The sequence below is a fragment of the Mucilaginibacter sp. UYCu711 genome, from assembly GCF_050433825.1.
Taxonomy (GTDB): domain Bacteria; phylum Bacteroidota; class Bacteroidia; order Sphingobacteriales; family Sphingobacteriaceae; genus Mucilaginibacter.
In genome coordinates, this window is record NZ_JBNPWM010000001.1 from 576488 (window position 1) to 600238 (window position 23751).

Here is a 23751-nt window from a genome sequence, read left to right on the forward strand (position 1 = left end):
AAAATAGGTTTACACTATTTAAAGTGTAAATGATGAACAAGAGTAAAGAAGAAAAAATCATTCATGATCATTTAACGTTGGGGCTAACTTTTCGTAGCTTAGCGTTGAAGTACGGGTTATCATACGGCCGTACGTATCGTATAGTGAAAAGCCATAAATCAACCTACAAAGAACAACCGGTTCAGGAAGATCTTCCTGACGATGTAGCGATGCTCAAGGCGCTGTTGCGTAAAGAGCGTTTAAAGAACGAGCTGCTGAATAACATTATAGATATAGCAGATAAGGAGCTGGGTGCCAACATCAGAAAAAAGTCTGGCACCAGGCGGTCGGAATAAGCATGCAAGAACGCTCGCATGGATTACGCGAGCTATGCGGACTGCTTGGTTATAGCTCACAGGCTTATTATCAATATAATCGTTCTACAGAAAAGCGGACCTTCCGGCAAGAACAGCTTATCCAGCAAGTATTGGAGCACCGCAGATTGCAGCCCCGCCTGGGCACAAGGAAGCTGTTGGGGTTGATGCAGCCGGCTATGGGCCGTGATGCTTTCTTTGAATTGCTCAGGGAGAACGGGTTGCTGGTACGCAGAAAACGGTATCGCGCGCGCACCACTTTTTCCTGTCACCGGTTCAGAAAGTACCCGGATCTGGTAAAGGAGCTGGTAGTAACACGTGCGGGTCAGCTTTGGGTAAGCGACATTACGTATATCCGCGTTAACCAGGACTTTGCTTATTTGAGCCTGATAACGGATGCTTATAGCCGAAAGATCATTGGCTTTTGTTTGAGCCACGATCTTTCTACGGACAGCTGCCTGAAAGCGTTGAGGATGGCTTTAGCTACCCGGCTGAGCGATCAGCCATTAATCCATCATTCAGACCGGGGTACACAGTACTGCAGTAAGGCTTATACACAGTTATTAAAGAGAAAAGGTATTGCTATCAGTATGACTCAGAGCGGGAACCCGCGTGACAATGCCATAGCTGAAAGAGTGAACGGGATACTTAAAATGGAACTGCTAAAGGAAACCTATGACAGTATTAGCCTGGCTTATCAGAGTGTAAAACAAGCCATAATCATATATAATAGCTTAAGGCCACATAGCAGTTTGGATATGATTACACCCGATGCAGCACACCAAATGACAGGCCCGATCCGTCGCAGATGGCGTAATTATTACCCTGCAAAAGAAATGGAGGTAGCAATGGACAACTAAAGCTGTAAACTTATTTCAGTACCAAATTAAAAGTGTAAATTCAACGTAGTATTAATAATCAATAGTGTAAACTTTTTTTAAGACGGGTCAAGATCATTCATTATGATAAGAAAAGGGTCTGAGTGATCCAAAATGATCCGCTCTAAAACTTAAAATATTTAATTTCAGTAAGTTACCCAAAAAGTGCGATCCACATGATCCACTTTTTAAAGTGGATCACCCCAAGCCAAATCTAATGGCAATATACTGACTAATGGCTATTGTCAGGCATCGCTTTTAATGCTATTTTTGTGCTTCATTTTTAAATAGATGTCTGAAAATATTGAACATGTAAAATGCCTGATCATTGGGTCGGGTCCGGCAGGATATACTGCTGCTATATACGCTTCGCGCGCTGATCTGAAACCTGTAATGTATACCGGTATGTTAGCCGGCGGCCAGCTTACCCAAACTACGGATGTAGAGAACTTCCCCGGCTATCCGCAGGGGATTATGGGTCCTGAAATGATGGAAGATTTCCGCCAGCAGGCCGAGCGTTTAGGCACCGATATCCGTTTTGGCTATGTAAGTTCGGTTGATTTTTCAAGCCTGCCGCATAAAGTGACGGTAGACGAAAACAAAACCATACTGGCTGATACGGTTATCATATCAACCGGCGCTTCGGCAAAATGGTTAGGGCTGGAGTCTGAGCAAAAATACAGCGGCTTTGGTGTATCTGCCTGCGCGGTTTGTGATGGATTCTTCTTTAAAGGACAGGATGTTGCCATAGTAGGTGCCGGTGATACCGCTGCCGAAGAAGCGACTTATCTTGCCAAGCTAACTAATAAGGTTTACATGATCGTACGCCGCGAAGAGTTTCGCGCATCAAAAGCGATGATGCACCGTGTGCTGAACACCCCTAATATCGAAATATTATATAATACCGAAACCAAAGAGATATTAGGCGACGGCCAAAGCGTTAACGCCGTACAGGTAATCAACAATAAAACTAACGAATTGCGTACTTTAGACGTTACCGGCTTCTTTGTGGCTATCGGTCACTCGCCAAATACCGAAATATTTAAAGGCTGGATAGATATGGATGAAACAGGTTACATTAAAACCAAACCCGGCTCAACCCAAACCAATATCGAAGGTGTGTTTTGCTGCGGCGATGCGCAGGATCATATTTACCGCCAGGCTGTTACAGCTGCAGGAACAGGCTGTATGGCCGCCATTGATGCCGAGCGTTACCTTGCCGCTAAAGAGCACGTAGTAACCGCTTAATTAAGCTTTAATGCAAAATATAAAGGTTGTCTATACAGGCAGCCTTTTTTTGTGGCATCTTTTTTACATGCCAGGTTACTTTATATTTTTAAAATCTTTTAACTTCACCACCTTAAATTATTGATTGATCTGTTACTATGTATAAAAAAATCATTCTGCTGCTGGTTACTTCTATTGGTTTATCTATAATTGCCCAAGCGCAGGATACTGATCCAAACCTGGGTATTATCCCTGCCCCGGTATCGGTTAAAAAAGCCGACGGTACATTCGTGCTAAGTCAGGAAACCATGTTGCTCGCCGACACGATCACCAACAAAGCAGTTGTTTTTTTAGCAGATTACGTAAGAAACAGCGCTATGCTGCACGTAACGTTAAGGCAAAACAGCGGTACAAGCGTAAACAATAGTATAGTGCTTACCAGCGCAGGTACAGAAGGCCTGCCTGCCGAAGGTTACCGCCTAACCATTACGCCAACAAATATCACCATTGCCGGTAAAGGCGCCGGGTTGTTTTATGGCATCCAAACGCTGATACAGTTGATACCGGCTGATAAGGGCGCTGTGGCAAAACTGCCGTGTGTGCAGATTGAAGATTACCCGCGTTTTGGTTACCGTGGTTTAATGTTGGATGTTTGCCGTCATTTCTTCTCGGTGCAGTTCGTTAAAAAATATATCGACCTGATAGCTGCCTACAAACTAAATACCTTCCACTGGCATTTAACTGATGACCAGGGCTGGCGCATAGAAATAAAGAAGTATCCTAAACTAACAGAAATTGGCAGCCGCCGTGCCGAAACCGTAATAGGTAACTACCACGACCGCACGCCGCAGCAATATGACAATACCCCGTATGGTGGTTACTATACACAGGATGAGATCCGCGAGGTAGTTAAATATGCAGCTGACAGGTATATTACCGTAGTACCCGAAATTGAAATGCCAGGCCATGCTATGGCTGCCTTAGCTTCGTACCCGGAGTTAGGTTGCGAACCTGCTTTAGGCTACCAGGTGCAGGGTACCTGGGGAGTATTCCGGAACGTTTATTGCCCGTCCGAAACTACATTTAATTTTTTGGAGGATGTATTGACCGAGGTAATGGGGCTTTTCCCAAGCAAATACATCCACATTGGTGGTGATGAAGCACCTAAGGATGTTTGGAAGGAATCGAAATTTTGTCAACAACTAATAAAGAAACTAAAGCTTAAAGATGAGCATGGCCTTCAAAGCTATTTTATCCAAAGGATAGAGAAGTTTGTAAACTCGAAAGGCAGAAGCATCATAGGTTGGGACGAGATATTAGAAGGTGGCCTTGCACCCAACGCTACAGTAATGAGCTGGAGAGGGGAACAAGGTGGTATTGCTGCAGCTCAACAAAACCATGATGTTATTATGACCCCCGGCAGCGGCGGTTTGTATATTGACCATGGACAAGGCAATTTAAGCACCGAGCCATTAAGTATTGGTGGTAACGAGCCCCTTTCAAAAATATACCGTTACGATCCAACGCCTGAAGTGTTAAATGATGATCAGAAAAAGCATATCCTTGGTGTGCAGGCTAACATGTGGACGGAATATATCGCTACTGAGAAAAAAGTGGAATATATGTTGTTGCCGCGTTTAATGGCCTTGTCTGAAGTTGCATGGACACCTTTAGCCAATAAAAATTTTAAAGATTTTGCAGATACACGCTTACCATCGCGCCTCGCCTGGTTAGATAAAAATGGCTTTCTTTACCGTGTACCAACCGCTATTGGCGCTAAGGATACCGTTTATTTCGGCACATCATTAAAGGTTGATTTAAAACCATCAGTAAAAGGGGCTAAGGTTTATTATACTATAGATGGTTATACGCCCCGCGAAACGGATAACGAGTTTACTATTCCTATAACCTATAATGTGCCGATAGACAATTATCGCGAACTGCAAACCATCGTGATAACACCAACGGGCAAACGCAGCGTAGTTACTAAAACAGTAGTGTTTAATAAAGCACCATTGGCACCTGTCGACTATAAAGGCACCAACTCAGGGTTACGTTATCAACTATTCCCCGGCGAATATAACAGCACCAATGATTTTAAACTGAGTGCTGATGGAGCCGATTCATTAATAGCTAAAAGCTTTAACATTAACCCGTTTAGAAAAACAAATGGGTTTGCTATAATATACACCGGTTATATTCGTATTGATAATGATGGGGTTTATGGTTTTGGGACCGTGTCTGATGATGGCTCGACGATATTAGTTGACGATCAGCTGGTAGTTGATAACGATGGCAAGCATCCTATCGGTGCTAAAAATGGTGCCATTGCTTTGCAAAAAGGTTATCATAAATTTACGCTGAAATACTTCAATATCGGTACAACCGGAAGCCTGCGGGTTTACATCACTATACCAGGCAAACCAACGGGCGAGCTGGGATCAGATTTACTGTTTAACTAACTATTATATGAGCGTAAGGTCTTGGTTTTTTATACTGATTGGATGTGCAACTATAGTAGGTTGTACGCAGGAACAAAAGAAGGTTGTAGCGTCTGTAGCACCCAAACCGCCAACGTTGATCGAACCATTTAAATTCCATAAAATGATCGAAGTTGCTCCGGGGCAATACTACGATATTTTAAGCTGGGGCAGGGGCGCTGTTGATACCGGTTCGCTGCTAATATTACACTCAGATTCATCAGGAAGAAAGTTCACAACCACTACCGGCGATGTAAAGGGTACAATTGTCGATGTTTACAATTCGGATATGGATATAGACGGCCACCCCGAAATATTGCTGCAAGCCAAACGCAAAGACACCATAAATTATAACACTATTTATGCTTTTGAGTTTTATGAAACCAAAGTACAAAAACTTGATTTCCCTAAGCTAACCAGTTCGCAAAGAAAGGGTTATCGCGGTAACGATAACTTCTATATCTCAGAGGGTAAGTTTATAAGGGAGTTCCCAATTTATGAAGGGAGTGGGTCATCAGCCAAACCAACAGGGGCAAAGCGCAAGCTGGAGTATAGTTTATATAATAACAGCTTTAACGTAAAACAGTTGAGTAAAGACTCTACTTCGGTTAAGGATAAGTCTGTAGTTTCAGCGCCTGTTAAAAAGCCGGTTGAAGAAAAGCATACTACGGTTAAAAAGTCAGAGAAGAAGAAACACAAAGCTGAGGTTCATAAAAAGAAAAAGAAACGTCATCGCAACTAAAATGATGGTCTGATTGAAGGGATAGGTTAAGACATCAAATTCATTAAACTTTTTATACATTTGAGTATCGTCCTATAGCCAACAAAAAATGCACTTTTTATATCCTGCCTTTTTATTTGCATTACTATCCCTGGCCATCCCCATATTGGTTCACCTGTTCAATTTCAGGCGTTATCAGAAAGTCTATTTCAGTAATGTCCAGTTCCTTAAAGAGATCCAGGAACAGCAATCATCCCGAAGGAATTTAAAAGAACGCTTAATACTGTTAGCACGTTTACTGGCCCTATTCTTCCTGGTGTTGGCATTTGCCAGGCCATATCTATCCAATCATAATAATACCAGTGCCGGAGCTCAGCGTATTATCAGTATTTTTTTGGATAACTCGTACTCCATGCAAACCCTAAACAGGGAAGGTTCATTGTTAGATGAAGCTAAGCGACGCGCTAAAGAAATTGTATCTGCCTACTCCATGAATGACAGGTTCCAGCTGCTTACGCAGGATTTTGAAGGTAAGCACCAACGCCTGTTGAGCCGCGAAGAGTTTAACGACGCGGTGGATGCAGTAAAGATCAGTCCCCGCAGCCGTAGCTTACAGCAAATAATAGACAGGCAACAAAACCTGTTGACCATGCAGCCGGGCGCCAGCCGGTCGATAGATATTATATCCGATTTTCAAAAAAATATAACCAACGGGCAGCCTTTAAAGGTTGATACAGGTTTGCATGTTACGTTAGTACAGCTAGCCGCCAATACACCGGCAAACGTAGCGGTTGATTCGGTATGGTTATTAAGCGCCATCCATCGGCCCGGCGAGACCGAAAAGCTGGTAGTTAAACTGCACAACTATGCCGGAGAAGACGCTGTCAAAATACCTTTAAAGCTATCTATCAACGGCGAACAAAAAGCTTTGGGTGGTTTTACGTTAAAGGCGCGTTCTGTTCAAAATGACACACTTACCTTCTCGGGTTTAAAACCGGGCTGGCAACGCGGCGAGATCACCTTACAGGATAACCCGGTTACGTTTGATAACCAGTTTTATTTCAGCTTTAATGTTAAACAGCAGATGCAGGTATTGCTGATAGATGGCGGTAGCTTTAACCCATACTTGAAAGCGGTATTCGGTACCGACCAATTTTTTAATTCCCGGCGTGTGCCCGATGGTAATGTGGATTATGCAGGGTTAAGCACGTATCCGTTAATTGTTATCAGTGATGTTAAAGCCGTATCGGCCGGTTTATCGCAACAGCTAAAAACTTATGTGAGCAAGGGCGGTACACTGGCCGTATTCCCGGCTATTGATGCTGACCTGGCAAGCTATAAATCATTCCTGCAGCAAATGGGGGTGGCTTATCCCGAAAAACTGGCCGCCGAAAACATTAAAGTACAATCATTAAACTTACAAAATCCGGTATTTAAAAACATATTCGAAGATTTTCCATCAAATCCTGACCTGCCGGTGATCAAAAAATATTTTCAGCTAAGTACATCGTCAGGTAGTAACGAGAACCTGATGCAATTACAGGGCGGACAAGCCTTCTGGGCAGGTTATAACAGCGGAAAAGGTAAAGTATATGTTGCCGCAGTGCCGTTAAATGAAGATTTTAGTAACCTGCCGCGCCACGCACTTTTTGTGCCTATAATGTTCAGGATAGCGCTGTTAAGCGGTCATGATCAGCCTTTGTTTTATTCGTTAGGGCATGACGAGACGGTTGAAACCACGCCCGTGCAGTCATCAGAAAAGCAATTATTGAAATTAGTTAAAGGTAAACAAAGCATTATTCCAGACGTTAAACAGCAGGAGGGGAGTACACTGTTATATGTCTCTGATCAATTACAGGAAACCGGCCTTTATGAACTTAAAAAACAGGATAGTATAGTCTCTGTAATGACTTTTAATGATAACCGGAGCGAGTCTGATCTGAGTTATTATTCGGCTGCCGAGTTGAACAAAATTATCCCTGATAAGGGCAATGTTATAACCGCAACCAAAGGCTCGGTAAAAGATATTGTGAGCCAGGCAGATTTTGGTGTGCAATTATGGAAACTTTGTATAATTTTGGCATTGATATTTTTGGCTGCCGAAATAGTGCTTACCAGGTACTATAATCCCGTGACGCGGGTACTTTCACAACCGGAAACATCAACCTCAATCCACACATAAAGCAGCGCTAATGAATTTGCTTATCAAGTCCGCTACAATTGTTGATCCCAACTCATCCTTTAATCAACAAGTTGCTGATATTTTAATAAAAAACGGAACCATTACAGAAATTGCCAAAAACATTAAAGCCGATGTTACCGTCTTTGATGCGACAGGTAAATATTTGTCGCCGGGCTTCTTCGATCTTAATTGTAACATAGGCGAGCTGGGCCTTGAAAGTAAAGAAAACTTAAAGACAGGAACCGCCGCTGCTGCCGCGGGAGGTTTTACCGGGATAGCTTTAATGCCGAACACACAACCGCCGGTACACTCGAAAGCTGAAGTTGAATACCTGCTAAACCGCGCAAAAGGTAACCTGGTAGATGTATATCCGTTAGGAACGTTGTCGCATAAACGCGAAGGAAAGGACCTGGCCGAAATGTATGATATGTACCTGAGCGGCGCAAAGGCTTTTACAGACGGCGACCGCCCGGTGCAGGATGCAGGTTTAATGGAACGCGCCCTGCTTTACACCAAAGGCTTTGAAGCAACCGTTTTTTCATACCCTGAAGATACCGCTATCGCCGGTAAAGCAAAAGTAAACGAAGGCGAAATGAGTACCTTATTGGGCATGAAAGGCATACCATCGCTGGCAGAAGAGTTAATGATAGCGCGCGATCTTTACCTGGCCGAATACACCAATTCTAAAATCCACTTCAGTACTATATCTACCGCCCGTTCTGTCGAATTGATAAAAGAGGCAAAGAAGAAAGGGTTGAACGTAACCTGCGATGTGGCTGCTCATCATTTGGTACTAACTGACGATGCATTAGCGGGCTTTGACAGCCTTTATAAAGTAAAGCCACCCTTGCGCACACGTAAAGATGTAAAAGCGCTTATAGCGGGCTTAAAGGACGGAACAATAGATGCTATCGTATCACAACACACCCCGCACGAGATAGAATTTAAAGATGTAGAGTTTGAGGTCGCAGAATTTGGCATCATAGGCTTTCAAACCGCGTTTGCGCTGGCTTTAAAAGCGGGGTTAAGTGTCGACCTGATCGTAAAAAAATTAGCTATTAACCCACGTGCTATATTGGATCTGGAACAAGTAACTATAGCGGCAGATCAAAAAGCCAACCTGGTTGTTTTTGACACAACAGCAGAGTGGGAGTATACTAAAGAAAACAATAAATCCAAATCATATAACTCGCCTTATATAGGGGAGACAATAAAAGGACAAGTGCTTTTAAGCTGTAACAATAATCACTTATTTAAATCGAATTTATCATGATAGATCCTAAAATAGAAATTGCACTTGGCGCCGCATTGCAAGCTTTTTCAAAATACAGCGGAATAGATGTTTCCAAAATACATGGCGAGTTCCATTCAGTTTTTGAATTGGAAGATGATTTTTTAGCCAAGGTTGATGCGCTGGATGCGGTTTTTAATAATCACCCGCAATTAGAGGCCCTGCGCGAGGTATTTTTTGATATGCTGATGATCAACTTTTTTAGCGCTGATGTTAAAAAGCTGGAAGAGGATTATTTGGATACACCTGAATGGGAAAGCATTGAAGAGCAAACTTTGGACAGGGGCACAGAGCTGTTAAACCTGCTGCTGTATTTAAATGAGTGCGAAGACGAAGATATTGAACCGGAACTGGAAGACTATCTGAAAGAGTTTTTATTGGTTGATGAGGATGAGTTCCAGGACGAATACCGTATTTATGAGCCTGTAATAGCTAACCAGATATTAATGGAAAGCCCTGTGGATGAAATAGCTAAAGTGGCGGCTAAGCTGCCTGAAGATTCGGAGTTGAAAGAGCTTTTTTACCCAATGATGTGCTTTTTCCAAAACACAAACCCAACTACGGACGATAAAACTGCTATTGCTGCAAAAGCAGTGAACAAAGAGTTTGATATGCCCGTATTAAGTATATTGGAATCATTTAATTAAACCTTAAACTAAAAAACAAATGGAAGATCAAACACAAAAAGCAACTATAGGGAAACTTGCTATGCGCTATGGATTGTTAATTGCCGGCATTTCTATTGTTCTATCAATTGTATTCAGGATAGTTAATCCGCTTATGCAATTTACAAACATCTGGGTGCAGCTGTTTAGTGCAGCGGTGGGTATTGCCCTGCTTGTAATTTTTGGTATGGAGATAAGGAAAAATATTGGCGGTTACTGGAGTTTCGGTACCGCATTTAAAGCCCTCATGACGATGTCTGTTTTTATAATATTGATTACTATATTGTACAGCTTTATCCTTTTTAAATTTGTTGATCCGGATATGCCAACCAAGATCAATGATGCATCTGAGGCAGTAATGACCGAGCGCTTAGCTAAAATGGGCATGGATCAGGATAAAATTGATGAGATTGCAAAAACGTTCCACAATGGAGAGTTTAAGGCAAAATTAGAACCAACGCTTAAAAATGAAGCTGTCGCCGTTTGCTTTAGCTTGCTTTTTTATGTAGTTATTAACCTGATTGTGGCAGCTTGTATTAAAAAGAACAGGCCTATTAGCATTGATGATGCTATCGACCCTTCAGTTTAAACTAAAATATCACTAAAACAAAAGCGGCCGTTTCTATTAGGAAACGGCCGCTTTTGTTTATAACGTTTGCTACAAAATCGTTATGGTTTGCTTTTCATAACCTGTTTAACAATATCATTACCAAATACAAATACCATTAATGATATTAATAATACAAATCCAACTATCTGAGCGCGCTCCAGGAACTTATCGCTAAGCGGCTTACCCTTTATCATTTCAATAATTAAAAACACTGCGTGGCCTCCGTCAAGGGCAGGGATAGGCAACAGGTTGGTAAAGGCAAGAACCATTGATAAAAAACCAACCAGGGTCCAGAAATGCACCCAATCTACCTCTTTACCAAACATGGTAGCAATAGCCACCGGGCCTCCAATTACCTTGTTAAATTTGGCTTCGCCTTTAAATACTTTGCCAATGGCTTTTGCATTGTTTGAGAAAGTACCCCATGCCTTATTTGCGCCTACAGGTAATGAACCAAAGAAGCCGTATTTAATGGTTTTTTCCTCAGGGAATATAAATTTTGGTACAATGCCACCACCGTCTTTTCCACCTAATTTGCCCTCTTTATTTACGGCGGTTGGAAGTTGCTTAACCTCGTTGTTGCGTTTAACATCAAGCATAACGGTTTTATTCGCATACTTTTTTAACTCGCTTTGCAGCTGGTCATAAAATACAACTTGCGTGCCGTTTACAGCAATAACACTGTCGCCTTTAGTCAGGCCGGCTATTTGAGCGCTACTGCCCGGTACTACAGAATCTATAGCAAACTTTAAGCGTGGTAGCGGGCTTATAAACTGCTCTATACCGTAATCCGACAGATCGTTAATAATGTTTGCAGGTACGGTAAGATCCATAGTTTTATCGCCGCGTTGCAGAGTTAAAACAGTATGATCCAATAATACCTTCGAGCTCATCAGGTCTTCAAACCTATTAACCGGCTTCCCGTTTACAGCTATTATTTTATCACCGGCTTCCAGCCCCATTTTTTTACCAATGGTACCCGGTACTATGCCATATTTAATACTTGAGTTTGCTATATAGCTTTCGCCCAAACGCGCGGTAAGCATCCAGAATATAAATATACCTAATACCACGTTTACAAAAACACCGGCAAGCATAACAATTAAACGCTGCCAGGCCGGTTTAGAGCGAAACTCCCATGGTTGCGCGGGGCCCGCCATCTGCTCGGTATCCATCGACTCATCTATCATACCGGCAATTTTAACATAGCCGCCTAATGGCAGCCAGCCAATTCCGTATTCAACATCTTTATAAGTAAACTTAAACAGGCTAAATCCCCAGGCATCAAAAAACAGGTAAAATTTATCTACTTTAATACCAAACGCCCGTGCGGCTAAAAAGTGGCCCAGCTCATGCAATATCACTAAAATCGAAAGTCCCAGTATTAACTGGCCAACCATAATTACTATACTCATTCTTCTCTATATCAAATTATAAGCCTTCGCGGGCATTTGTTTTATTAAATTTTGCGCAAATATGCGTGTTTCTTTGTCAGTATTCAAATAATCATCAAGGGTAGGTTGGCTTTGATAGCTGATGTTTTGCATACAGCTTTCAATAAGAGTGCTCATAGCCAAAAATGTTACACTATTGCTTAAAAACGCGGCTACGGCTATCTCATTGGCGGCGTTAATAATGCAAGGCATGTTACCGCCCTTGTTCAATGCATCAAAAGCCAGGCCTAAATTTCTAAAGGTCATTATGTCAGGCTTTTCAAAAGTAAGTTGCGGATAATCTGTAAAATTAAAACGCGTAAAATTGTTTTTTAACCTGTTAGGCGATGCCAGCGCGTATTGGATAGGCAGCTTCATGTCCGGCAATCCCATTTGTGCTTTTATTGATCCATCTTCAAACTGAACCAATGAATGTACAATGGATTGCGGATGTACGATAACATCTATCTGATCAGCCCTCAAATCAAATAACCATTTAGCCTCAATTACTTCCAGGCCCTTATTCATCAGTGTAGCCGAATCAATAGTGATCTTGGCGCCCATTACCCAGTTTGGATGTTTAAGCGCGTGCTCGCGGGTTACATTAGCCAGGTCTGCCGCGGTTTTACCCCTGAAAGGCCCGCCGGATGCGGTTAATATGATCTTTTCGATCTTGTTATTTTCCTCGCCAACCAGGCATTGGTAAATAGCCGAATGCTCAGAATCAACCGGCAATATCGTAACGCCGTGCTGTTTTGCAAGTTCAGTTATCAATTCGCCGGCTACAACCAGGGTTTCTTTATTTGCTAACGCGATGGTTTTACCAGCCTTGATAGCAGCAATTGTAGGCTCTAACCCAGCAAAACCAACCATGGCAGTTAATACGATGTCGATCTTAGCATCTGTTACAACATCGCTTATGGCATTTATACCTGCCAAAACCTCGGTGTCCGTTTTTGCTAATGCCTGTTTTACCTCTGCATATTTGCTTTCGTCGCAAATAACAGCGTAAGCAGGTTTAAATTGTAAGGCTTGTTGAATAAGCAGATGGGCATTATTATTTGCAGTTATAAGATACGCTTTAAATAATGATGGGTTTTCGCCTATCACTTCTAACGCTTGCGTACCTATGCTGCCTGTTGAGCCAAGTATGGCTATATTTTTAATCTGGTTACTCAATTTAAAGAATGTATTCTTTTAATCCGTCTGCTATCTTTCTGTCGTTGGCCAGGCGGGGTACTTTGTTTTGCCCGCCAAGTTTGCCTTGCGAACGCATATAACTAATAAACGCGTCTTTTTTCAAACTCCGAATGATCAAAGGTTGCAAAATGTTACCGTCAATAAGGTCAAAATAGTAAATATTTTTTGCTTGCAGCGCTTTATCAACTTTAGCAGCAAAAGCTGTTAGATCTTTTGGTTCAGTTCCAAACTCTATAAACCATTCATGGTAAGGTGGTTCGCCTTGCGGCGGATTTACCTGCGGGGCAACTGTAAACTCAATAATATCAATCCCTTCATCGTTAGCTACACCCATCAAAGCCTGTTCAACCTCTTCGCCAATAACATGTTCTCCAAACGCAGAAATGTAGTGTTTAATACGCCCGGTCACAATTATTTTATACGGGTTCTTTGAGACAAACTTTACAGTATCACCAATGCTGTATCCCCATAAACCCGCGTTGGTGTTTAATATTAAGGCGTAGTTTTTATCCAGCTCTACATCCTTTAAGCTAATGCGGGTTGGATTTTCATTAAAGTATTCATCAGTTGGAATAAACTCGTAAAAGATGCCCGAATCAACCAATAACAGTAAGCCTTTTTCTTTTTGTGAATCCTGGAAGGCAATAAACCCCTCGGATGCAGGGTAGGTTTCAATTGTATCAATATTAAAGCCTATACTATCCATCATCCGGTTGCGGTAAGGCTCGAAATTTACGCCGCCATATACAAACAGCTTAAAGTTTGGAAAAACATCTTTGATCTTTTTACCGCCGGATATAGCCGAAAGCCTGTCGAAATACATCTGGCACCAGGGTGGAATACCTGATATCAGGCGCATATCCTGGCTTATCGTTTCCTGTACAATAGCGTCTACCTTTTCTTCCCAATCTTCAATACAATTGATCTCATAACTTGGCAGACGGTTTTTTTGGAGATAGCCTGGAACATGATGCGCTACAATGCCTGATAGCCTGCCGGTTGGTATGCCTGCTTTTTCGGCCAATACCGGGCTGCCTTGCAGGAATATCATTTTGCCATCTAAAAAATCGGCTTTACCTGTTTCGTAAATATAGCTTAGTAAAGCGTTACGCGCGGCTTTAATATGCTCTGGCATGCTTTCTTTGCTGATAGGTATATATTTTACCCCCGATGTTGTGCCTGATGTTTTGGTAAGATAGGTTGGTTTGCCCGGCCAAAGCACATTTACCTCGCCATCCACTACACGTTTTATGTAGGGGCTAAGCTCTTCGTAATCGCGCACTGGCACAAGGCGTTTAAAATCTTCGTAAGTTTTTATATCGCCGAAATAATGGTCGCGCCCAAAGGCGGTAGTATTGGCCCGCTCAATTAATTGTTCAAAAACTTTCTGCTGAATAGAGGGCGCATTTTTTCGGATCCGTTTAAGGTCGGTATTAACCCATGCCGCAAATACCTTGCTCAAAATGGCTTTTAAACCCATAACTTAATTGGTTTCGGCAATATCATCCTCCACATCCTGGTGGCTGTATACCAGTTTGCGGTAGGTTACTGCTAACAGTATATTAACGAAAGGGTAGGTAAATATTATGGCAATCCATAAAAAACCAAGCCCGGGATATTGTGACAAAAATGCCGGCAGTGCTATGAATAACAAAATAATTAAAAGCATAATAAGTACTTTGAAAAAATACCCTTTAGTTAAAGTAAAACTTTGCTTTAAAGATTCAAATCCACCTGATTGATCGTCAACAATGTATGTGACAAAAAACATAATTCGCAGACCGAGATATAAAGATATCAAAACAGCAATTTGTTGAATTAGGCCTTGTAAATTAGGATAGTCGTCCAATTTTACCATTAGCTTGGAAAAACCAAAAAGTATAAGTACTATAAACGAAAAAATACCTAAATAACTGAGGATGTTTTTAAAAGCTGGTAACACTTGCCTGAATTCAAATTCATAATATTCACTATCTATTAAAGTAAATATTAACTTATATAACCCTAAAGTTGTATAAGCTTGAGCAAATACTAAAACAAAGGATGTAATCATTTCCCAAGTAAAACTTATGGGCGATAGAAAGTCAGCCAAGAATTTTAACAATGAAAGTAAAGCGACAGATATAACTGAATAAACAATTATGGTCACAAAGTTTTTCTTGAAAATTGTCCAGGCAGTTTTTGTTGTTTCTGCTATCGAAAACGGGTGATACATACTTAATTTACCAACTTTTTAATATTATGCGCTTCCAAAAATCCTGCATAAAACCAAGGCCGTAAGCTGTTAGCTGGATGAAGGAAGCCACTACGCTCAAAAATGCAATTTTTACTGACTTGTTTTTACTTAATGAATGAAAAAATATTAACAAAATAATAAGTACTGCAATTATATTACATAAGGTGGCTATTTGCCAGTTAAATATATTAGAAATCGCTGTAAATAAGACACATAGCGTAAATATTGCCGGGAAAAAATGTACGGCTTTAAGCTCTTTAGGGAAGAACTTATAAACATTAATACGTGCCCTGCCAAAAAAATGGAGCTGTTTGTAAAATTGCAGGAAATTTGTCCGGCGTTTATGGTAAACTTTTGCCCGCGGAATTAAGCCAATTTTAAAACCCATAGCATGTATACGGATGCTATATTCGATATCCTCGCCAGAGCGGGTGATGATAAAGCCGCCTGCTTTTTCCCATACCTGCCTGGAGATACCCATATTAAAACTGCGCGGATGAAATTGGCCAATACCATTTTTATTGCCCCTTATACCACCAGTTGTAAATGGCGACGTCATGGCGTAGCTGATAGCTTTTTGAGTAGGGGTGAATGATGAGTGTGCAGCATCCGGGCCGCCATAGGCATCCAGCCAGTTTTGGGTAAGAGAGGTGTTTACTATTTCCAGGTAATCCTCAGGTATAAGGCAATCCGAATCGAATATGATAAAGTAATCGCCAGTGGCGCGCTCAAAAGCATAGTTACGCGCAAAACCCTGGCCTGCGTTTTCTTTTACAAAGTATTTCAGATCAAGCTGATCTGCGAAACTCTTAACTACCTCTTCAGCATCATCCTTCGACCCATCCTCAATAACCAGTACCTCGAAGTTTTTATAGGTCTGCAGGGTAAGGGTTTCCAACAGTTCTTTTATTTCTTGCGGGCGATTGTATAAGGGTATGATGATGGAAAAAAACATTCTTAAATTTGATGATTTGAAAATTAATTGATTTGAGGATTAACTAACTGTGCCGTATTTCAAGGTGACACCTTCAAATTCTCAAATACTATCTTCTATCTGGTATTTATTCCGCTCGGGGGCGCTGCGGGCTACCAGTTCTGCAACGAAGCCTGTTAAAAACAATTGTGATCCTATTATAATTGCTACCAGTGCAATGTAAAATAGGGGCTGTGCCGTTACTTCGCGCGAATATTTAATGTGATTGGCGATATCATATAATTTATCGCCGATTATCCATAAAGCGCATACTGTACCTGCAAAGAAACTTAAACTACCCATAGCACCAAAAAAGTGCATAGGGCGCTTGCCAAATTTGCCAACAAAAAATATCGATAACAGGTCTAAAAAGCCATTTATAAAACGGCTCATTCCAAATTTGGTGGTGCCATATTTTCGTGCCCGGTGCTCAACTACTTGCTCGCCTATTTTAGTGAAGCCTGCCCATTTGGCTATAACCGGTATGTAGCGGTGCATTTCGCCGTAAACCTCTATGTTTTTAACAACGGCTTTACGGTAAGCTTTTAATCCGCAGTTAAAATCATGCAGGTTATCGATGCCCGACATTTTGCGCGTTGCGTAATTAAACAGCTTGGTGGGGACGGTTTTAGTGATCGGGTCGTACCGTTTGGCTTTCCAGCCGGATACGAGGTCGTATTTTTCTTCTGTTATTCTGCGATATAGCTCCGGGATCTCATCAGGGCTGTCCTGCAGGTCGGCATCCATGGTGATAACTACATTGCCTTCGGCCGCATCAAAACCCACATTTAAACCGGCAGACTTGCCGTAATTGCGCCTGAATTTAATGCCTTTTATAAAAGGATTATTTAAACGCAACTTTTGTATCATCTCCCATGAGCCGTCTGTACTGCCGTCATCCACTAATATGATCTCGTACATGAAGCCATTTTCGTCCATCACTTTGCTTATCCACGAGGTAAGCTCGGGTAATGATTCAACTTCGTTATATAAAGGTATTACAACTGATATATCCATTTATTGGTAGTAGGGCAAGAGCTAATGCTGTTTTTCAAGCCTATGCAAAAATATAAAAAATGAGGAATGATTGTACAGCCATCGCAATCAATTCTCCAATAAGGCATGTCCGCGTTCCGATTCATGCTTCAGGTCATCAAAATTAAAGCCTGCAACCCAGCAATTTTCTTTAAAGCTATAGTTTATTACCGCTATAACGGCCAGGTTATCCACTTTCTTATCGTTATAGTCATGATCCCATAAAATTGCCTGCATGCCATCGTACAGTTTTATTTTCTTTTTGCCTTTCCGGAAGATGTTATCCTCTCCGGTAATAAGTTTTACCCCGGTGGCGCACCGGTTATTAAAGTCGACTTGCAATACTACCCTGTTATTAATCATCAATGGGACATCCTTACTTACCAGATAAACCATTACGCTTCCTATTGACGTCGTTACCATACTTGCCAGCCATAACCAATAGCCTGGCTGATATCCGGTAATGTACGAGGTTACGTTGGCTTGCATATCTGATATAGTTGCAGCCAATAAAAACGATGCAGAAAGTAAAGTAGCTAACAAGCTGAAAATAACAGCCTGTTTAGGCTTTTTATTGATAAGCGACCACGCTGCCCATATAAAAGGATTGGCATACCAGGTTAATCCGGCAGTACTCATAATGCCGCCAATTGCGCCAAGCGCTAATAATGATATACCCGACCAATGATTACCACAAGCGCCTGAAATGCAATAACATTGCTGCGTAAGTGAAATAGCATATAAGCCCATGCTGCTAACCAAAGTTATTTTGACTGCAATACTGTGTGATTTGGTTTTCATTACTAACTTTAATGGCTACACAAAATAAACAACAATTATTACTTTATACCATGCAACTTAAATCAACCAAAAAATATTTATTTATCGGTTTAGTTTTGAGCAGTTTAATAATTTGTGCCGGATATAAATATCAAACCAATAAAGTAATCCAGGTAGATATCAGCTACTTGTTAAATATCCGCCCGGTAACCACTTTAACCAATGGCAAGCTACTACCCTGGACAAAAGGGGTGGACCGCGAGAATGGTTACTTAACCACCGCAGCAGCTTTAGCTAACGGCGAAACCAATCCAAAAGCCATAGCAGATGATCCGTTGATTCCGGCAAACGCATACCACCCGGCTATATTGCTGCACTATAATAATAACGAAGGCAGTAAAAATCAGGCCATGCTGCTGGCTGATACCAATACATTTACCATTAAAGTACCTAAGAATAAGTATGCCGGTTTTTATATCTGCTTAACAAGTGCCTACGGTAAATCTAACCTGCAATATGAATTGATCTATGATGATGGATCAGAAACAAAAACCATTATAGTACCCGACTGGGCAAATGATGTGCCGGATAACGACCCCTACTTTAGCTATGTGGTGCATGATCTTGCCAAATGGACAAATAGAAACTTCAGGACAGAAGCCGATCATCATAACATCCACGCGCTAAATGTGCACCCGGACACAAAACGTGCGCTTACTGCTTTAAGAATAAAGAACCTGTCTAAAACGTACGTGCTGTTTTGGGCCGCTACCGGGGTGAAGATTTAACATAAATTAACTTGTTTGTTAACGTTTGTTAAAGTTTTATAAATCAGTAAGATATATTTTATTTTCGGGTGTGTTAAACTAAACCCACTCACTGTATGCGGCTTGCCGGTATATTAATAATTCTATTTTTTGCCGGCAAGCTTAGCGCACAACAAAGTGTAATTACAGTTTTTGATGATGATACCAGGTTGCCTGTTGCCGGTGCAACAGTTCGATCTAAATTAGCGCTGACACTTACCAATGCCGCCGGCAGTTTTATTTTAAATAATACATTTATAGGCGATACAATTAAGATCACCTATATTGGTTACAAGCCCTACCAATTTGTAATGGGACAAGGGGCAACTCCTGTAAATACTTACTTAAAGCCTGATAGTTTGGTATTAAGCAAGGTTTTTATAAAAGGCCGTCGCGATAAAAAGCAAGATTCATTAAATATGAGGAAGGAGTTTGCCAAAACATTTAACTATAAAGGCCCGGGTATAGGTGATGTTTTTATTGAACGATCGCCATATGTGAAAAGTGACAGGCCAAATAACACCAGCGAGTTAGTGACAATAAACCTATTACAGGTATTTAGTTTATTGGGTAAACATAAATCCAATACGTCAAAACTACAGAAAACTTTATTGAAAGATGAGGAGGAAAGTTATATATCGCGGATGTTTTCGAAGGAGAAAATAAAGGGGATAACTAATTTAAGCGATGACTCACTTAGGGTATTTATGATAAAATACCGGCCTGATAGACAGAAAGCAAGTAAAATGAATGACTACGATATGCTGCAGTATATCCGTAAAAGTTATGCTGTTTTTAAAAACCCTAATTAAACTGATCTTGTAAACGTATTAGTCTATCAATCATTAGGTTAAGTTTATCCTGCTCGTTTTTAACAAAGCGGCCCTTCAGGGAAAAGGTACAGAACAATAACCAGGCAGCCGTTATACCGTAAGCTACTATTTTAAACGCAGCCGATGCGCTTTGTAGCACTTCATAGAAATATAACAACAAGCCGCTGCTTATAAGTATTACATATACATAATAAACCCATCCATAAACTATAGCCCGGTTTCTTTGGTATTCTTTAAGGCTTTGTAAATACTCGGTAGGGTTTATCGTGATATCCTGTTTGTTAATAATACGGTAATCTCTTACCATCATCATTACATATAATACCATGGTTATCATAATAATGGCTATGCCGGCATAAGTTACCCATGAGGTAAATACAAAAAACATCATCACTATAAAAACGCCCACAAATGATGCGCCCATGCTTATAATGCCAAATAGCAATTTCCTGCTTAGGCTGCTCATTCCCTTCTTCACCTGCTTCAGCACATCATCTACTGAAAGCTGATCCTTCTTTGGCTGTTCCTGCCAAACCGACATTAAATGATCAAAGTCTTTCATACTGATTATATAATTCTGTCAATTTTTGTTTAATACGGAAAATTTTAACCCTTAAGTTGCCTTCAGATATACCCGAGATATCTGCAATTTCAGGATAAGGTAATTCATCAAGCACCATTGTTATTATAATTCTTTCCGACTCTTCAAGCTTTGATATACATTTATACAACAACGCTACCTGTTCGTTCTTATCAGAAACTTCCTCCATCTTACTCTCCGCTATCAGGGGGGTAAGCTCATCTTTCGCCTGGCGCTTCTCTGATCTTAAATAGGTTAAGCACGTGTTAACCGCTATCCGGTATATCCAGGTAGAGATCATTGCCTGGTTACGGAATTTATCCAGGTTTTGCCAAACTTTTAAAAATGTTTCTTGTAAAAGGTCGTTCGCAGCATCATCATCCCCGGTATAACCATAGCATAAATGGAATATCTTTTTTGAATTAGCTTCAAATATTTGCTTAAAGACAATTTCCTTTTCGGCCACAGTTATAGGTAAGTTTGTTATTAGATGCAAAGATAAGAGTAATGTTACAACATATAATTGCTCTTGCTAAACCAGCTTAGCTTTTTTTCGGCATCATCCAGCACCAGGTTGTAATCGTTAACAAAATCGTACTGCATATCCTCATGTAGTTTGCCAATTGCGGTACGTGCTTTTTCCAGCTGCCTTGTCAATATTAAACGCAATGGTTTGTAGGATGTGCTCCTGTCGGCATATTGTATATAGTTGGTGCAGAAGTTCAATAACAGTTCTATTTCGCCTTCTTTTGATGCCATAAACTTGGTGTATTTACCAATAAGCCTTAAAATTTTGCGCAGGTATTTTGCGGCTTCATAACTGCGAACGGGTAACTGGCTAAACATAAATCCTGCTTCGGCCTTTACTTTTTCAATAAAGGCGGTATCATTATCAGCCTCAAACAATAAGTATGCTAATAGCTCTTTATTCTCCTTTTTATGCCGGGCAAGGCGCAGGCATAGTTCGGCAATTTGCAGTCCCGATAAGTGTTGCAGCTCTTTCTTTATATCCTGTAAGCCATATACGGCAGTGCTCATGTTTTAAAAATTAATATTTTTAGCAAAATAGTAAATAGTTGTAGCTTCGCATCGCTATATTTAGAAATGAAGAAAAACAAACTCACCCTTTATATTTTCATCGCCCTTATTTTGGGCGTTGTTGTTGGTTACATTTATAACGTTGCTGTACTTAAAGATTACAACAACAAAATTAGTGCCGCCGAAACTACCATCAAAGTTATTGATAATAAGCTGGTATTATTAAAAGATACTAACGCGGTAGTATATAAAGATCTTAAAAAAGAGAAATCGGCCCAGGCCAAAATACGTAAGGAGAACGATACGATACGCGAAAGTAAAGTGCAGTATTTCACGTTGTTAAGCGATATTTTTCTGCGATTAATAAAGATGATAGTGGCGCCATTGGTGTTCACTACATTAGTGGTAGGCGTAGCTAAAGTGGGCGATATAAAAGCGGTGGGCCGGATAGGCGGGAAAACCTTGCTGTGGTTTTTAAGCGCTACGCTGGTATCTTTATTATTAGGGATGGTATTGGTAAACCTGTTCCAACCCGGCCACGAAATGCACCTTATGCTGCCTGATAGCCACTTGGGTACCGATATTCAAAAATCGGCGCTTTCGCTTAAAGATTTCATCAGCCATGTGTTCCCCAAGAGCTTTTTCGAGTCGATGTCTAATAACGAGATCTTGCAGATCGTCGTATTCGCCTTGTTTTTTGGCGTTGCAACAGCCTCAATTGGCCCCATGGGCGAGATCGTTGTAAAAGCTTTTGACGCTATAGCGCATGTGATATTAAAGATAACCGGTTATGTAATGAAGCTGGCTCCGTTAGCGGTATTTGGCGCTATTACAGCTATTGTTGCCAAACAGGGCTTAAGTATCCTATCAACCTATGCCATATTTATAGGCGAGTTTTATTTCTCGCTGATCATTTTATGGTGTGTTATTATATTAGCGGGCTTCTTCGTTTTAAGGGCTCGTGCATTTAAGCTGGTAAGCAGTATTAAGGATGCGATGCTTGTCGCCTTTGGTACCTCAACCAGCGAGGCGGCCTATCCGCGCGTACTGATAGAGATGGAGCGCTTTGGTTGCAGTAATAAAATTGTAAGCTTTGTGCTGCCGCTGGGCTATTCGTTTAACCTGGATGGCTCTATGATGTATATGACGTTTGCATCGTTGTTCCTGGCGCAATCATACGGGATCCATTTATCCTTCGCGCAACAGCTTACTATGCTATTAACGCTCATGTTAACCAGTAAAGGTATTGCAGGAGTTCCCCGGGCATCTTTAGTGGTTATAGCCGGCACCATAGCGATGTTTGGTATCCCGGAGGCTGGTTTGGCGCTATTAATAGGTATTGATCCGTTATTAGATATGGGCCGCTCTGCCACCAATGTATTAGGTAATGCTATGGCAACTGCAGTAGTAAGTAAGTGGGAAGGGGAGTTAACTAACGGTAATCCCATTCCCGTAGAAGATCTTTAGTCAATTATTGAATTAATGAATTATTGATTTATTGAATTTTTTATGGCGGATATAGAAAAGATTGAGTTTGGTGAGATGTTTAAAAACAGAACAAAAAAGTTCGTAGTTGATAACATCAAATTTTATAGAACCCTGCCAAAAACAGAGGAAGCAAAAATAATTGGAAGACAATTATTAAGATCTTCATCTTCAGTTGGTGCTAATTATAGAGCAGCTTGCAGAGCGAGATCAAAAGCCGAATTTCATTCAAAACTTTCTACTGTAGTTGAAGAAGCAGATGAATCGGCTTTTTGGATGGAGGTACTGGTAGATGCCGAAGTAGTTCCAAAATCAGAATTGACTTACCTACTTGATGAAGCAAATCAAATCCTAAAAATCACCTCAGCATCCAGAAAAACTGTTTCCGGTAAATAAATCATTAATTAAAAAACTCAATAATTAATCTCTCATGTTATCCCGATCTAAAAAAATATTCCTTGCGGCCAGCATTATTCTGCCATTTTTATTTTACTGTCTGTACTACTACAATCACATGTTAAAAAACGCGCCGTATAAGTTTAGCGAGTTTGAATCGATGAGTATCCAGTATGGTAATTGTGATAGTTTGGTGAATAAGTATGATTCAAAAACCGGCGACTATCAATATTTAAACCGTGCCGACTCCCTGGTTAAAATGAAACTGCATTTAAGCAAAGATGATCTTTTGTACCTGCACCGTAAGGCGGCGGATCTTGGTTTCTGGGATTTCCCGGTGGATGAAACCGGCGACAGCGTAAAAGCGGGAGCAAAGCAGCCGGTGCGATATATTATAGAGTTTAAATACCAGCGTAAAAGTAAGAAGGTAGTGTTTGATACTAACTTTGATGGAGACATCCGCCTTATTGATGCCAACCTGGGAGTAATCAAAGAAATTAACCAGGTATTGAACAAGGTTGAGGGCGATCAAAAAAAATAGCCGTTTAG

Annotated in this window: 24 protein-coding genes; 14 read left to right on the forward strand and 10 right to left on the reverse strand. The window is 41.0% G+C overall.

Annotated features, from left to right (window positions below):
• Window positions 1–29: 29 nt before the first annotated feature.
• The 9 genes from ABIB50_RS02700 to ABIB50_RS02740 all read left to right on the forward strand — a co-directional run bounded on the left by ABIB50_RS02700 (window position 30) and on the right by ABIB50_RS02740 (window position 10386).
• On the forward strand, window positions 30–335 hold the full coding sequence (locus ABIB50_RS02700; RefSeq protein ID WP_429377050.1) for a hypothetical protein: 306 nt from the start codon (window positions 30–32) through the stop codon (window positions 333–335).
• A 2-nt stretch (window positions 336–337) separates the two neighbouring features.
• Window positions 338–1213, forward strand: a complete 876-nt coding sequence (locus ABIB50_RS02705) for an IS3 family transposase (RefSeq protein ID WP_429377051.1) — start codon at window positions 338–340, stop codon at window positions 1211–1213.
• Window positions 1214–1522: 309 nt separating this feature from the next.
• Window positions 1523–2479: a thioredoxin-disulfide reductase gene (gene trxB / locus ABIB50_RS02710; RefSeq protein ID WP_429377053.1), complete on the forward strand. Its 957-nt coding sequence runs from the start codon at window positions 1523–1525 to the stop codon at window positions 2477–2479.
• A 137-nt stretch (window positions 2480–2616) separates the two neighbouring features.
• Window positions 2617–4920 carry a family 20 glycosylhydrolase gene (locus tag ABIB50_RS02715; protein WP_429377055.1) on the forward strand — a complete coding sequence of 768 codons (2304 nt, stop codon included), beginning with the start codon at window positions 2617–2619 and terminating at the stop codon, window positions 4918–4920.
• A 7-nt stretch (window positions 4921–4927) separates the two neighbouring features.
• A complete protein-coding gene (locus ABIB50_RS02720; protein ID WP_429377056.1) occupies window positions 4928–5680 on the forward strand; it encodes a hypothetical protein in 753 nt (250 codons plus the stop codon).
• Between the two features lie 88 nt (window positions 5681–5768).
• Window positions 5769–7841 (forward strand): BatA domain-containing protein, encoded by a 2073-nt coding sequence (locus ABIB50_RS02725; protein WP_429377057.1) that lies wholly within the window; start codon window positions 5769–5771, stop codon window positions 7839–7841.
• A 10-nt stretch (window positions 7842–7851) separates the two neighbouring features.
• The gene (locus tag ABIB50_RS02730; protein ID WP_429377058.1) at window positions 7852–9114 is read left to right on the forward strand and encodes a dihydroorotase; all 1263 of its coding nucleotides are present in this window, start codon (window positions 7852–7854) and stop codon (window positions 9112–9114) included.
• Entirely contained in the window at window positions 9111–9779 is a 669-nt protein-coding gene (locus ABIB50_RS02735) for a hypothetical protein (protein ID WP_429377059.1), read from the forward strand. Before ABIB50_RS02730 ends, ABIB50_RS02735 begins: the two co-directional genes overlap by 4 nt.
• Before the next feature lie 19 nt (window positions 9780–9798).
• Window positions 9799–10386 (forward strand): DUF4199 domain-containing protein, encoded by a 588-nt coding sequence (locus ABIB50_RS02740; RefSeq protein ID WP_429377060.1) that lies wholly within the window; start codon window positions 9799–9801, stop codon window positions 10384–10386.
• A gap of 80 nt (window positions 10387–10466) precedes the next feature.
• Here the strand turns inward: ABIB50_RS02740 and rseP are convergent, their stop codons facing one another.
• The 7 genes from rseP to ABIB50_RS02775 form a co-directional block, all read right to left on the reverse strand.
• Window positions 10467–11822, reverse strand: coding sequence for an RIP metalloprotease RseP (gene rseP, locus ABIB50_RS02745; protein ID WP_429377061.1), 1356 nt, complete (start codon window positions 11820–11822; stop codon window positions 10467–10469).
• A gap of 6 nt (window positions 11823–11828) precedes the next feature.
• The gene (locus ABIB50_RS02750; RefSeq protein WP_429377062.1) at window positions 11829–13019 is read right to left on the reverse strand and encodes a 1-deoxy-D-xylulose-5-phosphate reductoisomerase; all 1191 of its coding nucleotides are present in this window, start codon (window positions 13017–13019) and stop codon (window positions 11829–11831) included.
• Window position 13020: 1 nt separating this feature from the next.
• Complete coding sequence (locus ABIB50_RS02755; protein ID WP_429377064.1) at window positions 13021–14520, reverse strand: GH3 auxin-responsive promoter family protein; 1500 nt, start codon at window positions 14518–14520, stop codon at window positions 13021–13023.
• A gap of 3 nt (window positions 14521–14523) precedes the next feature.
• Window positions 14524–15132: a hypothetical protein gene (locus tag ABIB50_RS02760; RefSeq protein WP_429377066.1), complete on the reverse strand. Its 609-nt coding sequence runs from the start codon at window positions 15130–15132 to the stop codon at window positions 14524–14526.
• A 130-nt stretch (window positions 15133–15262) separates the two neighbouring features.
• Window positions 15263–16231, reverse strand: a complete 969-nt coding sequence (locus ABIB50_RS02765; protein WP_429377075.1) for a glycosyltransferase — start codon at window positions 16229–16231, stop codon at window positions 15263–15265.
• Window positions 16232–16312: 81 nt separating this feature from the next.
• Window positions 16313–17266, reverse strand: coding sequence for a glycosyltransferase family 2 protein (locus tag ABIB50_RS02770; protein WP_429377077.1), 954 nt, complete (start codon window positions 17264–17266; stop codon window positions 16313–16315).
• An 87-nt stretch (window positions 17267–17353) separates the two neighbouring features.
• Entirely contained in the window at window positions 17354–18085 is a 732-nt protein-coding gene (locus ABIB50_RS02775; RefSeq protein WP_429377079.1) for a hypothetical protein, read from the reverse strand.
• Between the two features lie 11 nt (window positions 18086–18096).
• On the opposite strand from ABIB50_RS02775, the gene ABIB50_RS02780 reads away from it, so the two are divergent.
• Both ABIB50_RS02780 and ABIB50_RS02785 read left to right on the forward strand, forming a co-directional pair.
• Window positions 18097–18852 (forward strand): hypothetical protein, encoded by a 756-nt coding sequence (locus ABIB50_RS02780; protein WP_429377080.1) that lies wholly within the window; start codon window positions 18097–18099, stop codon window positions 18850–18852.
• Between the two features lie 95 nt (window positions 18853–18947).
• Window positions 18948–19682 carry a hypothetical protein gene (locus tag ABIB50_RS02785; protein ID WP_429377082.1) on the forward strand — a complete coding sequence of 245 codons (735 nt, stop codon included), beginning with the start codon at window positions 18948–18950 and terminating at the stop codon, window positions 19680–19682.
• Here the strand turns inward: ABIB50_RS02785 and ABIB50_RS02790 are convergent.
• The 3 genes from ABIB50_RS02790 to ABIB50_RS02800 are packed head-to-tail and all read right to left on the reverse strand — an operon-like array spanning window position 19675 to window position 21321.
• Complete coding sequence (locus ABIB50_RS02790; protein WP_429377084.1) at window positions 19675–20265, reverse strand: hypothetical protein; 591 nt, start codon at window positions 20263–20265, stop codon at window positions 19675–19677. The genes ABIB50_RS02785 and ABIB50_RS02790 overlap by 8 nt on opposite strands.
• Window positions 20252–20749 carry an RNA polymerase sigma factor gene (locus tag ABIB50_RS02795; protein ID WP_429377086.1) on the reverse strand — a complete coding sequence of 166 codons (498 nt, stop codon included), beginning with the start codon at window positions 20747–20749 and terminating at the stop codon, window positions 20252–20254. The genes ABIB50_RS02790 and ABIB50_RS02795 overlap by 14 nt, the downstream gene beginning before the upstream one ends.
• A 44-nt stretch (window positions 20750–20793) precedes the next feature.
• The gene (locus ABIB50_RS02800) at window positions 20794–21321 is read right to left on the reverse strand and encodes a hypothetical protein (RefSeq protein WP_429377088.1); all 528 of its coding nucleotides are present in this window, start codon (window positions 21319–21321) and stop codon (window positions 20794–20796) included.
• A 66-nt stretch (window positions 21322–21387) separates the two neighbouring features.
• Between ABIB50_RS02800 and ABIB50_RS02805 the strand changes: the two genes are divergently transcribed.
• From ABIB50_RS02805 to ABIB50_RS02815, 3 genes are all read left to right on the forward strand, one after another.
• Window positions 21388–22788, forward strand: coding sequence for a dicarboxylate/amino acid:cation symporter (locus ABIB50_RS02805; protein WP_429377090.1), 1401 nt, complete (start codon window positions 21388–21390; stop codon window positions 22786–22788).
• Between the two features lie 42 nt (window positions 22789–22830).
• Entirely contained in the window at window positions 22831–23202 is a 372-nt protein-coding gene (locus tag ABIB50_RS02810; protein WP_429377091.1) for a four helix bundle protein, read from the forward strand.
• A 118-nt stretch (window positions 23203–23320) separates the two neighbouring features.
• Window positions 23321–23743 (forward strand): hypothetical protein, encoded by a 423-nt coding sequence (locus tag ABIB50_RS02815; RefSeq protein ID WP_429377092.1) that lies wholly within the window; start codon window positions 23321–23323, stop codon window positions 23741–23743.
• Window positions 23744–23751: the final 8 nt, after the last annotated feature.

Bases quoted from the DNA above. Each gene is read 5' to 3' on its own strand.
- ABIB50_RS02700 (WP_429377050.1), top strand. From the start codon at position 30: ATGATGAACAAGAGTAAAGAAGAAAAAATCATTCATGATCATTTAACG.
- ABIB50_RS02705 (WP_429377051.1), top strand. From the start codon at position 338: ATGCAAGAACGCTCGCATGGATTACGCGAGCTATGCGGACTGCTTGGT.
- trxB (WP_429377053.1), top strand. From the start codon at position 1,523: ATGTCTGAAAATATTGAACATGTAAAATGCCTGATCATTGGGTCGGGT.
- ABIB50_RS02715 (WP_429377055.1), top strand. From the start codon at position 2,617: ATGTATAAAAAAATCATTCTGCTGCTGGTTACTTCTATTGGTTTATCT.
- ABIB50_RS02720 (WP_429377056.1), top strand. From the start codon at position 4,928: ATGAGCGTAAGGTCTTGGTTTTTTATACTGATTGGATGTGCAACTATA.
- ABIB50_RS02725 (WP_429377057.1), top strand. From the start codon at position 5,769: ATGCACTTTTTATATCCTGCCTTTTTATTTGCATTACTATCCCTGGCC.
- ABIB50_RS02730 (WP_429377058.1), top strand. From the start codon at position 7,852: ATGAATTTGCTTATCAAGTCCGCTACAATTGTTGATCCCAACTCATCC.
- ABIB50_RS02735 (WP_429377059.1), top strand. From the start codon at position 9,111: ATGATAGATCCTAAAATAGAAATTGCACTTGGCGCCGCATTGCAAGCT.
- ABIB50_RS02740 (WP_429377060.1), top strand. From the start codon at position 9,799: ATGGAAGATCAAACACAAAAAGCAACTATAGGGAAACTTGCTATGCGC.
- rseP (WP_429377061.1), bottom strand. From the start codon at position 11,822: ATGAGTATAGTAATTATGGTTGGCCAGTTAATACTGGGACTTTCGATT.
- ABIB50_RS02755 (WP_429377064.1), bottom strand. From the start codon at position 14,520: ATGGGTTTAAAAGCCATTTTGAGCAAGGTATTTGCGGCATGGGTTAAT.
- ABIB50_RS02765 (WP_429377075.1), bottom strand. From the start codon at position 16,231: ATGTTTTTTTCCATCATCATACCCTTATACAATCGCCCGCAAGAAATA.
- ABIB50_RS02770 (WP_429377077.1), bottom strand. From the start codon at position 17,266: ATGGATATATCAGTTGTAATACCTTTATATAACGAAGTTGAATCATTA.
- ABIB50_RS02775 (WP_429377079.1), bottom strand. From the start codon at position 18,085: ATGAAAACCAAATCACACAGTATTGCAGTCAAAATAACTTTGGTTAGC.
- ABIB50_RS02780 (WP_429377080.1), top strand. From the start codon at position 18,097: ATGGCTACACAAAATAAACAACAATTATTACTTTATACCATGCAACTT.
- ABIB50_RS02785 (WP_429377082.1), top strand. From the start codon at position 18,948: ATGCGGCTTGCCGGTATATTAATAATTCTATTTTTTGCCGGCAAGCTT.
- ABIB50_RS02790 (WP_429377084.1), bottom strand. From the start codon at position 20,265: ATGAAAGACTTTGATCATTTAATGTCGGTTTGGCAGGAACAGCCAAAG.
- ABIB50_RS02800 (WP_429377088.1), bottom strand. From the start codon at position 21,321: ATGAGCACTGCCGTATATGGCTTACAGGATATAAAGAAAGAGCTGCAA.
- ABIB50_RS02805 (WP_429377090.1), top strand. From the start codon at position 21,388: ATGAAGAAAAACAAACTCACCCTTTATATTTTCATCGCCCTTATTTTG.
- ABIB50_RS02810 (WP_429377091.1), top strand. From the start codon at position 22,831: ATGGCGGATATAGAAAAGATTGAGTTTGGTGAGATGTTTAAAAACAGA.
- ABIB50_RS02815 (WP_429377092.1), top strand. From the start codon at position 23,321: ATGTTAAAAAACGCGCCGTATAAGTTTAGCGAGTTTGAATCGATGAGT.